The organism is Allomuricauda sp. CP2A (assembly GCF_001683915.1).
Classification (GTDB): domain Bacteria; phylum Bacteroidota; class Bacteroidia; order Flavobacteriales; family Flavobacteriaceae; genus Flagellimonas.
This window is the reverse complement of record NZ_LXTT01000001.1, coordinates 31,362-42,767: the sequence shown is the minus strand read 5'-3', so window position 1 is coordinate 42,767 and position 11,406 is coordinate 31,362. Positions and strand designations below refer to the sequence as shown.

Here is an 11,406-nt window from a genome sequence, read left to right as displayed (position 1 = left end):
AATGTAGATTGATAAAATTACCTTCCATTTTTTATTTCATTGATTTTTTTAGTGGTAGATTTTTAACTATTGTTCATTTCATAAGAGATTGAAAATCCATACTTTAATAAAAAAACAATATGGGATCACCAATGGATAAAACCATCTTCTCCAGCTATGTGCGGAAAGAAGGTTTGTTTGATGAAGTCTTTAAAGGCAATGGCGATGTTAAATCTGTGTACCAGAAGCTTTTAGATCTTTATGGATCCCGGTCTATTGAGGACTATGTCAGCTTGAACAATAAAGCCAAATCCTCTTTTTTTAATCAAGGAATCACTTTTCAGGTATATGGCGACAAGAAAAGTCAGGAAAAGATTTTTCCATTTGACCTCTTTCCTAGAATAATTGACCCTGCGGAATGGGAAATTATAGAAAAAGGGGCCATTCAACGGAGTTTGGCCTTAAATCATTTTTTATGGGATGTCTATCACGATAAGAAAATTGTCAAGGATGGAATTGTGCCTATAGAATTGTTGAGTTCTTCTCCCAATTATCTTCATCAAATGATGAATGTTGATCCCCCGAGCAAAATTTATAACCATATTTCTGGAACAGACATCATTAAACATTCCGATGGTAATTATTATGTTCTGGAGGACAATATCCGGTGTCCTTCTGGAGTAAGTTATGTGATTTGCAACAGAACCGCTCTAAAAAGGGCGCTTTTCGGTGTGTTCAACCATTATAAGACCCATACCGTTACCAATTATGCCGAAAACCTCCTCCACCTTTTGGAAAGTGTTAAGCCCCCGGGGGTGGATTCGCCCGTATGTGTGGTGATCACTCCGGGGATGTTCAATTCGGCCTATTATGAACATTCCTATTTGGCCAAGGCCATGGGTGTGGAATTGGTAGAGGGGCGCGACCTATTTGTTGAAAACGACTTTGTGTACATGAAGACCACCCAAGGACCTGTCCGCGTGGATGTGGTGTACAGAAGGGTTGATGATCTATTTATCGACCCCATGGAATTCCATCCAGATTCGGCGCTGGGTGTTCCTGGGTTGTTTGCTGCTTATCGACAAGGAAATGTTACCATCGCCAATGCGCCGGGTACCGGGGTTGCCGATGACAAGGCCATTTACACCTATGTTCCCGACATTATTAAATATTATTTGGATGAGGAACCCATTCTTAAAAATGTGCACACCTACCATTGTAGCCGTCCCAAGGAGCTTCAGTACGTTCTTGACCATATAAAGGAGTTGGTCATTAAACCTGTGGACGAAGCAGGTGGCTATGGTATTTCCATTGGAAATAATTTGACCAAGGATGAGATTGAAAGGGTCAAATCCGAAGTAAAAGCCAACCCCAGAAAGTATGTGGCACAGCCCATCATGTCCTTATCCGTACACCCTACTTATATAGACCAAAAAGAATCTTTTGAACAACGGCATGTGGACCTCAGAACTTTCACCGTTCTGGGACATGACCAACAATTTGTTTTGAAGGGTGGTCTTACCCGTGTGGCGTTGAAAGAAGGTAATTTGATCGTGAACTCATCCCAAGGTGGTGGATCTAAGGATACTTGGGTATTAAAACAATAAGAACACTATGCTTGCAAGAGTAGCCAACAACTTATTTTGGATGGGAAGGTATATTGAACGGGCAGAACATGTTGCCCGTTTCATGAACGTAAACTATTTTTCATCATTGGATGCCCCCAACCAACTATCGCAATCCAGACAGTTTGTGCTGCGGTCCATGCTGTTTATGGTTGGAAATCCCGTGGATGACGATGCCTCAATGCTCAATGAACCAGAAGTTCTATTCGATATCGGATTGAACCCGGTAAAAGACTATTCCATTATAAACAGCATCAAAGTTGCTAGGGAGAATGCCAATAGTTCCCGTGATCTCATCTCCACCGAGTTGTACGAGAGCCTCAACAAGTTCTATCACTTTGTGATGAACTATCCCACGGACACCTTCTTAAAGACCAATCTGTACGACTTTACGGTGAACATTACCGAAATGACCGCTGTGCTCCGTGGAAAGATAAGGGGCACCCTTTTGCATGATGAGGTGTATGCCATCATTATGATGGGAGTAAATATTGAAAGGGCCATTCAGATTACCCGCATCATCAACACCAAATACAATGATGCTTTGATGGCCAAGGGAAGCTACGGAGATACCATTGGGAACAGTTTTGAATGGACTACCCTGCTCAAATGCGCCGAATCTTATGATATGATGCGGCGACTCTATAAAAAATCCCCCAATAGCACCTCTACCCTAGAGTTTTTAATCTTGAATGGAAGATGCCCCCGTTCCTTTATGAACTGTATCAACCAAGTCCATAACCATATCCTTGAAATCGACAAGAAGGTGGAGTATGCCAAAAGCTCAACAGCTTTTATGGTTGGTAAAATTCGGTCTGAATTTGAATTCAAACAGATTGAGGAAATACATGAGGATATTCAGGGCAACCTAGACATGATTCTTAATAAAATGTTCAAAATTAGTGAGAACATGGAGAAAGAATTCTTCAACTACTAGGTCAATTTAACTAACTTGGCCTGATTGAAACCCCGCACATGTTCTATGAATATGAAATAGATTATGAGACCCAAAATTCCTATGAAAAGGGGTTGAAGGAAGCTTTTTGGCAATTTTTGGTCGTTCCGGAAGAAAATGATACCCAAGAACTTAGCTATTGGCATTTTGAGAACGATTTGGGAGAGCGCAACAGTGTGTCTGTAAATGGTTTGGGCTTTACAACGGTACAGGTACGATCTATAAAGGAAATTGATCACATTACCTTCAGTGCACATTTCAAGCTTATCAAAAAAGAAGTCAACCCGTTTGATTTTGAGCTACCGCTGGACCCTAAAGAAGAATTTGACATGCTCCGTAGCCTAGATTTTAGAATTGACCATGAGCCCTTTCTTAGAAATACGCCTTTGACCCATCTTCCCGAAAAGTATAGTTCCATATATGAATTTGATGAAAAAGTGCCTCTTTTTGAAAATCTTCAGGCCTTGAACCAATGGGTCTACAACAAAATCTTTTTTAAACCTGGCGTGACCAGTGTGGACACCGCATTGGAGGAAATCATTGAAAAAAGACACGGGGTCTGCCAAGACTTCACCCATCTTTTCTGTGCCATTGCCAAGAAAAATGGTATTCCTTCCCGTTATGTGTCAGGCTATTTGCACCAAGGAAATGGGTTCTTCGGGGACTCCCAAATGCATGCCTGGGTAGAGGCCTTTCTTCCGAATGCGGGATGGATAGGATTCGACCCCACCAATAACCTATTGGCCAACCACAACCATATCAAAGTCAGTCACGGAAAAGATTACACAGATTGTGCTCCGTTGAAAGGCGTTGTCTACACACTGGGCAAAAACGAGACCAAATACTCGGTTTCGGTGAAAGCGGCCCAGCAGCAACAATAGATTATAGAATGTGCTGAAAGAAACTTACTTTTGCCCAAATTTGATTACATGGTAACCACAGATCAGCAAAAAGGTCTTATTGAGCGCCTTGGTGCGTTAAGGAGGTATCTTTGACATTGATGCCAAACTTATAGAAATAGAAAACGAGGAAGAAAAAACCCTCGCCCCCAGTTTTTGGGACAATCCGCAAGAGGCCCAAAAACAAATGCAATCCCTAAAGTTCAAGAAAAAGTGGGTGGAAGATTATGAATCCGCCAAAACTTTGGTGGGTGATCTTGAGGTATTACTGGAATTTCAACAAGCGGGAGAAATTTCGGAAGAAGAAGTGACCCAGCAGTATAAAAAAGCTGTTGAGGCCATTGAAAAACTGGAGTTCAAGAACATGCTCTCTGATGAAGGGGACGAACTGACCGCTGTGCTACAGATAACTGCCGGGGCCGGAGGTACGGAAAGTTGCGATTGGGCGTCCATGCTCATGCGGATGTACATGATGTGGAGTGAAAAAAATGGCTACAAGGTCAAAGAGCTCAATTATCAAGAGGGTGATGTGGCGGGCATTAAGACCGTAACCTTGGAGATTGAGGGCGAATATGCCTTTGGATGGCTCAAAGGAGAAAATGGCGTACACCGATTGGTGCGCATCTCCCCTTTTGACAGCAATGCTAAGCGACACACTTCATTTGCATCGGTGTATGTATATCCTTTGGTGGATGATACCATTGAAATTGAGGTGAATCCTTCGGACATAGAAATAACCACGGCACGTTCCAGTGGCGCTGGGGGGCAGAATGTGAACAAGGTGGAAACCAAGGTTCAGTTGGTGCACAAACCCACAGGTATCCAAATTTCCTGTTCCGATTCACGTTCGCAGCACGATAACCGGGCCACGGCCATGAAAATGCTGAAATCGCAATTGTACGAGATTGAACTTCGGAAAAAGCAAGAGGCCAGGGCAGAAATAGAATCCTCAAAAATGAAGATTGAATGGGGTTCCCAAATCCGTAACTATGTAATGCATCCGTATAAATTGGTGAAAGATGTCCGCACCGGAGAGGAAACCGGCAATGTGGATGCTGTTATGGATGGGGAAATCAATCCCTTTTTAAAGGCCTATCTTATGATGATGGGACAGAAAGAGGAGTAGATGTATGACGTGAGACGAAAGAGACAAGAGACAGGAGATAAGACGAAAGAAGAAAGATAATAGATAATAGACGAAAGATGTATGGTGAAAAGTGCGGGGGGAGCAGTGGGCAGTAACCTGCAACCAGTAACCAGTAACCAGTAACCAGTAACCAGTAACCAGTAACAAATAAAGTATGATTAAAATATACCATAATCCCAGATGTAGGAAATCCAGGGAAGGATTGGAAGTTTTGGAAAAATCAGGGCAAGATTTTGAAGTGGTGAAGTATTTGGAGGAGGTTCCATCCAAAGAAGAGCTGAAAACCATTATTGAATATTTGGGAATCGCCCCAATGGAGTTGGTTCGCAAAAATGAGGCCGTCTGGAAGGAAAAGTACAAGGGAAAAACACTTTCAGATGAGGAGATCATAACCGCCATGGCAGAGAACCCAAAATTGATTGAACGCCCCATAGTGGTGAAGGATAAAAAAGCAGTGATCGGCAGACCTTCAGAAAAAATCAATACCTTGCTATAGTATTAAGAACGCATTTATTTGGCCATGAAAAGTACACAGACCCTCGTTTTCTTAACCTTTTTGACCGTATTCCTGTCCATTGGCGACCTAGCGGCCCAATATGGCTATGGATCACCATACGGAAATAGATACGGTAGAAGGCAAAGTACCATACCCAGAGCCCAAGAAACCCCTAAAGAAGTGGAACCGCCCACTGCGGAAGAAGTTGTGGACCAACAAATGCCTTCCATTTCAGAAGCGTTGGGGCTTAATCCTTTTGAGGAGGCAGTGGTGCGTACTACCTTGATACAATCCATACAACAACGGATAGAACTTCAAATTCTAGGACTGGAGCCCTTAAAGATGAAGGAAGAGTATGAGAAAATTTTGAAGAAGCAGAACGATGAGCTTAAGGCCGGTCTGCCAGAAGATAAGTACAATGCATTCCTAGAGCTTCAAGACGACGGTTTCAAAACCAAAAAGAAGAAGAAGAAGAAAAAGAAAAAAGATTAACAAATCATTAAGGTCATTGACGGGATCAAGTGTGTTGTTGACCGATATAAATTTCGTTCCTTCTTTATTTCATTTCAACTTTGCTGGTATAAAACCAAGCTATGCAAAGAATCATTATACCGTTGTTTTTGTTGGCAGTCATTTCATTGAATGCTCAATCACAGCAGAATAGGAGTCCTATCACCATTTCCGGAACAGTAATTGATCAAGATTCCGGGCAACCCCTGGAATATGCAACCTTTGTTTTGCAGGAAGTGGAGAATCCCGATAAAGTAACCGGTGGAATCACAGATTTGGATGGAAAATTTGAGATTGAAACTGATCCCGGCCAATATAACATCCGAGTTGAATATATTTCCTATAAAACCTATTCCCAGACCAACCAGAACTATACCTCATCAACCAACTTGGGGAAAATTATCCTTGCACCCGATGTGTCGCAGCTTCAAGAGGTAGAGGTGGTTGGTGAAAAAACCACTGTTGAGGTTCGATTGGACAAAAAGGTATACAATATTGGAAAGGACATCACCACAAGTGGTGGCAATGTCAGCGATGCCTTGGGCAACATCCCTTCCGTTTCTGTTGATGTGGAAGGTGCCATAAGCCTTAGGGGGAATGAGAATGTACGTATTTTGATCAATGGAAAACCGTCTGCCTTGGCCGGGTTTGGATCTACTGATGTTTTGCGGCAATTACCCGCCGATGCCATAGAAAAGGTAGAAGTAATCACCAGTCCATCAGCACGATATGATGCTGAGGGAACGGCAGGTATATTGAACATTGTATTGAAAAAAGAAAAGACCTTGGGCATCAATGGATCGGTCAATGTTACGGGTGGATATCCTTTCAATGCCAGGGCCACGACCAATTTCAACCTCCGTACCGAGAAATTCAACATCTTTAATACGTTGGGGTATTTTCATAGAGAATCTCCCGGAAATGGTTTTAGCGACAATACCTATTCACAGGGAGAGTTTGACCGCATCATTGAGGACCGGGAGACCAGTAGAAATGATGATGGGTTCAACCTCAATATTGGAATGGAATATTTTCTCACCGAAAAATCTTCCATTACAGGGAGCTTTTTCTATCGCCTTTCCGATGAGAACGATCTAACGGAAAATGACAACCAACGTTTTACCAATGCGGCACTGGCAAGTCGCACTTTCAGAACCGAAGATCAGGGTGAAGATGATAATAGTCGTCAATTTTCGTTCAACTATACCAATAACATCAACGATGATGGACATATACTGACCGCTGATTTTCAGTATTCCTATGATGACGAATCTGTTTTTACTGTAATTGAAGAGAACAGAACTGTGCCGAGCGATAGTTTATTGGCTCTTGAAAATATTTATGAAAGCGAGGTACAAGATGAAGTTTTGGCCCAAGTGGATTATGTTCTGCCCATGGGCGATGCGCAATTTGAGGCTGGGTATCGCGGTACCTTTGAAAAAGAGGTGAATGACTATCAATTGGACATATATAACCAGGATACTGATGCATTTGAGACCAACCAGGACCTGACCAATATCTTCACCTATCATGAAAATGTAAATGCTTTTTACACCCAGTACGGCAATAAATTTGGAAAGTTTTCCTTTTTGGCAGGATTGCGTCTGGAAAATACACAGATGAAGGGAAATGTCGATTCAGAAATTGACAGTCAAGCTTTGGAAGAACTTCTTGGAGAGGATGTTGATTTGAATTTTGACAAAAACTACTTGGGTCTGTTCCCAACCATCAACCTTATTTATGAGTTTAAGGGAAATCAGAATATTTCCCTTGGGTATAACCGAAGAATCAATAGGCCCAGGGGTTGGTTTATCAACCCATTCCCTTCTAGATCAAGTAGAACCAATGTTTTTCAAGGGAATCCAGACCTAGATCCGGCTTTTGCCAATGCTTTTGATCTAGGGTATTTAAAGCGATGGACCAAAATGACCCTTACTTCTTCCATATATTACCAACGGGAGACCAATTCCTTTGAGCGTGTACAGGAAGAAACCGGAGAAGTTACTTCAGATGGTATCCGTATCATCCGATCTATTCCCATAAACCTTTCCACCAACGAACGGGTCGGTGCCGAATTGGGCATGCTTTATAATCCTACAAAATGGTTGCGATTGAACGGCAGTTTTAATTTCTTCCAGTTCAGTTCTGAGGGAAGCTTTAATGGTGTGGACTATGGAACGGACAACTCCAGTTGGTTTGCGCGGTTCAGTTCAAAAATCTCATTGCCTGCCAAAATAGACTTTCAGGCCAATTCTTTCTACATGGGTCCACAACAAAATGCCCAGACAGAAACCAAAGGTATGTTTTCCTTGAACTTGGCCATGAGCAAAGACCTATTCAATGAAAATGCCACCTTGTCCCTGAACGTTAGCGACGTATTTAATTCAAGAAAACGACAATCTTTTACGGAAACAGCATTCTTTACATCAGACAGCGAATTCCAATGGAGGGTACGGCAGATAAATCTATCGTTTATTTATCGTTTTAATCAACCCAAAGATCGTAATCAAAGAGGAAGGGGAAGACAAGGTAATGATATGGAAGAAGAGGAAGGCCAATTCGAAGGTTAGGGAAAAAGGAACTCCATAAAACAAAAAAGAAGCCAAATTGGCTTCTTTTTTTTTATTCTTCAAGCTCGGCTCGTTTGGCCTCGCGTCTTTCTTTGAACATTTCACGTAAGTTACCGATCAACCAATAAGGCACAACAAAGGTCAACAAGAAAATCATCAACCAAAAGCCAATGGTCAAAATCGTTAAAAAAGCTAAAAAACCTAAATATTGGTCAAATTCGAACATTTTATTTCCTTTTGTTGAACAAAGATACTCTGTTCTTGTGAAAAAATACAAATCTCAATCCAAAAAAAGTGTATTTGCCCACAACAACTACCATATAAAATTGCGAACAACTACCTTTGTATATATAAATTTTGAAAAATGAGTTTTAGAATTGAAAAGGACACCATGGGCGAGGTTAAAGTGCCCTCGGACAAATATTGGGGAGCACAAACGGAACGTTCCCGAAACAATTTTAAAATTGGCCCTGCGGCCTCCATGCCGTTGGATGTGGTCTATGGCTTTGCCTACCTAAAAAAAGCGGCTGCCCATGCCAACCATGAGCTTGGGGTGCTTTCTGGGGAGAAAAGGGATTTGATTGCACAGGTTTGTGATGAAATCTTGACTGGAAAGCACGATGGTCAATTTCCCTTGGTCATCTGGCAGACCGGATCGGGCACCCAGAGCAATATGAATGTGAATGAGGTTATTGCCAACCGGGCGCACGAGATCGCAGGAAAGAAAATAGGCGAAGGTGAAAAGACCATTCAGCCTAATGATGACGTCAATAAAAGCCAATCTTCCAATGATACCTTCCCTACGGGAATGCATATTGCGGCGTACAAAAAAATAGTGGAGGTTACCATCCCCGGGGTGGAGCGGCTCAAAAATACCTTGGCCAAAAAATCGAAGGAATTCAAGGATGTGGTGAAGATTGGGCGTACCCATTTAATGGATGCCACTCCCCTCACCTTGGGCCAGGAATTTTCTGGATATGTATCACAGTTGGAACATGGAATAAAGGCCTTAAAAAATACTTTGCCCCACTTGAGCGAACTTGCGTTGGGGGGAACAGCAGTGGGGACCGGTCTAAACACCCCAAAAGGATATGATGTGCTGGTTGCAAAATACATTGCTGATTTTACAGGACTTCCGTTTATCACAGCCCAGAACAAATTTGAAGCCTTGGCGGCCCATGATGCCATTGTGGAAAGCCACGGTGCATTGAAGCAACTGGCGGTTTCCTTGAACAAAATTGCCAATGATATTAGAATGATGGCCTCGGGACCCCGTTCCGGTATTGGGGAAATCATTATCCCGGCCAATGAGCCTGGGAGTTCCATAATGCCCGGTAAAGTGAACCCTACCCAATGTGAGGCCTTGACCATGGTTTGTGCCCAAGTTATGGGCAATGATGTGGCCGTAAGCGTGGGTGGTACCCAAGGGCATTATGAGTTGAATGTTTTTAAACCTATGATGGCCGCCAATATTTTGCAATCAGCAGAACTATTGGGAAATGCTTGTGTGAGTTTTGATGAAAACTGTGCCACAGGTATTGAGCCCAATCACGAAGTCATCAAAACCTTGCTGAACAACTCCTTGATGTTGGTCACGGCATTGAACACCAAGATTGGGTACTACAAAGCGGCTGAAATTGCCAATACGGCCCATAAAAATGGAACCACACTACGTGAAGAGGCCATTAATTTAGGCTATGTTACCCCAGAGGAATATGATGCGTGGGTAAAACCCGAGGATATGGTGGGGAGTCTTAGGACTTAATATAGGGCTTAAAAAGAGACAGTAAGGGTAATTATCTAAGTCCTTTTGAAGACTTAAATTATCTTTTTCACAAAGCTGATATATTACCTATGCTACGAGAATTTTAATAGAAAATTCATGTGTCTTACTGTCTCTTAATACCATTATAGGCACTATATCCAATGGCCTATATTTGGACAATGCGGATTTAATATCAAAGTGGTTTTTGATTTCAAAACCAGCAATCATGGTAATGATATCACCTTCTTTAATGCCTGCTTCATGGGCACTTCCAAAGAAAGTATCCAACCCCTCAACCAAAACTCCTTTGTCTTTCAAAGACTTTCCAAAGATTCCAATATATGGTGTTAGTATGGCTCCTTTTCTGATGAGTTCTTCCCCCAATTCACTGTTCCCTTTATAAAAAGCCAACCTTGCTGCAGAAAAACCCCATTTATCCCGATAGTGAATATCTGCTCCATGATCTATTAAAAATTGAGCAATGGAAAAATTTTTCTCGGTGATACTGATCAATAATGCTGTTTTAGTGTTATTTACCTCTTCTTTTCCAACTTTTTCATCAATTGATGCTCCATGGCTTACAAATAGTTTTACTAAATCCAGATAGTTGTTTTGTGCTGCAATTGCTAGAGGAGTGAGTCCATCTTCATTTTTCAAGCTAAGATCCAGTTTATTAGTACCGAGCAAGCATTCGGCTATCATAAGCATTTTGTCAGTTGTTGCATGTGGATTTTGGAAAATAAGGTGTAACAAATCATCATAAATTACTGCACCGTATTCAATCAACAATTGGATTAACTCCATATCATCCATCATAATAGCAATGGACATAGGTGTAAAATAGGAAGTAATAGTTACTTTATCGTTATCATAAGAACCTGTGTGGGATTCTTTATAATTGACATCTTCAGCTTTTTCTATTGTTGAAAATATTATACCCCTCCATTCTTGATAAATTCTAAGTTTCGTTTTCAGAAGGTTCTCATCTGGAACATGATATTCTGAAAATAGTGGATTATGGCGCGCTCCATCCAATTCAGAAAATATTCTGCTTACAATCCAAAAAAAAGCTTTTCCGTTGATATTTTTGATGTCCATCTCTTTTAATAGGACATTCATATTTTGAACAGAACCCTTTTTTGCACAATGTATCAGTATATTTTCTGGTATTTTGACCTTTGATAAAATACCCGCTTTTATATATAGATCAAAAATCTCACCGGTATCATTCCCTGAAAACGATTTTTTAAATTCTTTAATGGTATACCTTAAATTTCTTCTTTTAAGTTCCTGTTTTGCGGCTTCAACTTCTTTCATTGAGCAATATTTAAACTAGTATCCTATCTAAAATATTTATTGATAAATCATCCGTGATATTCAATTTACACCCACATATTTAACCATAGGGCTTAGATTTGATGGATAGTGGTTTCTAGTTCATCAATGAAGAGGTTTTACCA

General features: G+C 41.3%; 10 protein-coding genes. 8 read left to right on the top strand and 2 right to left on the bottom strand.

The window, feature by feature from the left end; translation table 11 throughout:
- Positions 1-131 precede the first annotated feature (131 nt).
- The 7 genes from A7D14_RS00185 (at position 132) to A7D14_RS00155 (ending at position 8,181) form a co-directional block, all read left to right on the top strand.
- Positions 132-1,586 carry a circularly permuted type 2 ATP-grasp protein gene (locus tag A7D14_RS00185; RefSeq protein ID WP_141673172.1) on the top strand — a complete coding sequence of 485 codons (1,455 nt, stop codon included), beginning with the start codon at positions 132-134 and terminating at the stop codon, positions 1,584-1,586.
- 7 nt (positions 1,587-1,593) lie between these two features.
- Complete coding sequence (locus A7D14_RS00180) at positions 1,594-2,541, top strand: alpha-E domain-containing protein (protein ID WP_067028661.1); 948 nt, start codon at positions 1,594-1,596, stop codon at positions 2,539-2,541.
- Between the two features lie 38 nt (positions 2,542-2,579).
- Positions 2,580-3,440: a transglutaminase-like domain-containing protein gene (locus A7D14_RS00175; protein ID WP_067028658.1), complete on the top strand. Its 861-nt coding sequence runs from the start codon at positions 2,580-2,582 to the stop codon at positions 3,438-3,440.
- 48 nt (positions 3,441-3,488) lie between these two features.
- A protein-coding gene (prfB, locus tag A7D14_RS00170) for a peptide chain release factor 2 (protein ID WP_141673171.1) occupies positions 3,489-4,584 on the top strand; the annotation gives its coding sequence in 2 pieces (ribosomal slippage) (positions 3,489-3,551 and positions 3,553-4,584; 1,095 coding nt in all).
- 175 nt (positions 4,585-4,759) lie between these two features.
- Complete coding sequence (gene arsC, locus A7D14_RS00165; protein ID WP_067028652.1) at positions 4,760-5,101, top strand: arsenate reductase (glutaredoxin); 342 nt, start codon at positions 4,760-4,762, stop codon at positions 5,099-5,101.
- Positions 5,102-5,125: 24 nt separating this feature from the next.
- A complete protein-coding gene (locus A7D14_RS00160) occupies positions 5,126-5,593 on the top strand; it encodes a hypothetical protein (protein WP_067028649.1) in 468 nt (155 codons plus the stop codon).
- Positions 5,594-5,694: 101 nt separating this feature from the next.
- A complete protein-coding gene (locus A7D14_RS00155; protein ID WP_067028646.1) occupies positions 5,695-8,181 on the top strand; it encodes a TonB-dependent receptor domain-containing protein in 2,487 nt (828 codons plus the stop codon).
- Positions 8,182-8,233: 52 nt separating this feature from the next.
- Here A7D14_RS00155 and A7D14_RS19885 read toward each other — a convergent pair whose 3' ends face one another.
- The gene (locus A7D14_RS19885) at positions 8,234-8,407 is read right to left on the bottom strand and encodes a hypothetical protein (protein ID WP_176712335.1); all 174 of its coding nucleotides are present in this window, start codon (positions 8,405-8,407) and stop codon (positions 8,234-8,236) included.
- A 138-nt stretch (positions 8,408-8,545) separates the two neighbouring features.
- Here A7D14_RS19885 and fumC point away from each other — a divergent pair, with 138 nt between their 5' ends.
- Entirely contained in the window at positions 8,546-9,946 is a 1,401-nt protein-coding gene (gene fumC, locus A7D14_RS00150; RefSeq protein WP_067028642.1) for a class II fumarate hydratase, read from the top strand.
- An 87-nt stretch (positions 9,947-10,033) separates the two neighbouring features.
- On the opposite strand, the gene A7D14_RS00145 is transcribed toward fumC, so the two are convergent.
- Positions 10,034-11,263 (bottom strand): ankyrin repeat domain-containing protein, encoded by a 1,230-nt coding sequence (locus A7D14_RS00145; protein ID WP_067028638.1) that lies wholly within the window; start codon positions 11,261-11,263, stop codon positions 10,034-10,036.
- Positions 11,264-11,406 lie beyond the last annotated feature (143 nt).

Excerpts from the sequence above, each read along its gene's own strand:
- A7D14_RS00185 (WP_141673172.1), top strand. The coding sequence starts at position 132 with ATGGATAAAACCATCTTCTCCAGCTATGTGCGGAAAGAAGGTTTGTTT.
- A7D14_RS00180 (WP_067028661.1), top strand. The coding sequence starts at position 1,594 with ATGCTTGCAAGAGTAGCCAACAACTTATTTTGGATGGGAAGGTATATT.
- A7D14_RS00175 (WP_067028658.1), top strand. The coding sequence starts at position 2,580 with ATGTTCTATGAATATGAAATAGATTATGAGACCCAAAATTCCTATGAA.
- arsC (WP_067028652.1), top strand. The coding sequence starts at position 4,760 with ATGATTAAAATATACCATAATCCCAGATGTAGGAAATCCAGGGAAGGA.
- A7D14_RS00160 (WP_067028649.1), top strand. The coding sequence starts at position 5,126 with ATGAAAAGTACACAGACCCTCGTTTTCTTAACCTTTTTGACCGTATTC.
- A7D14_RS00155 (WP_067028646.1), top strand. The coding sequence starts at position 5,695 with ATGCAAAGAATCATTATACCGTTGTTTTTGTTGGCAGTCATTTCATTG.
- A7D14_RS19885 (WP_176712335.1), bottom strand. The coding sequence starts at position 8,407 with ATGTTCGAATTTGACCAATATTTAGGTTTTTTAGCTTTTTTAACGATT.
- fumC (WP_067028642.1), top strand. The coding sequence starts at position 8,546 with ATGAGTTTTAGAATTGAAAAGGACACCATGGGCGAGGTTAAAGTGCCC.
- A7D14_RS00145 (WP_067028638.1), bottom strand. The coding sequence starts at position 11,263 with ATGAAAGAAGTTGAAGCCGCAAAACAGGAACTTAAAAGAAGAAATTTA.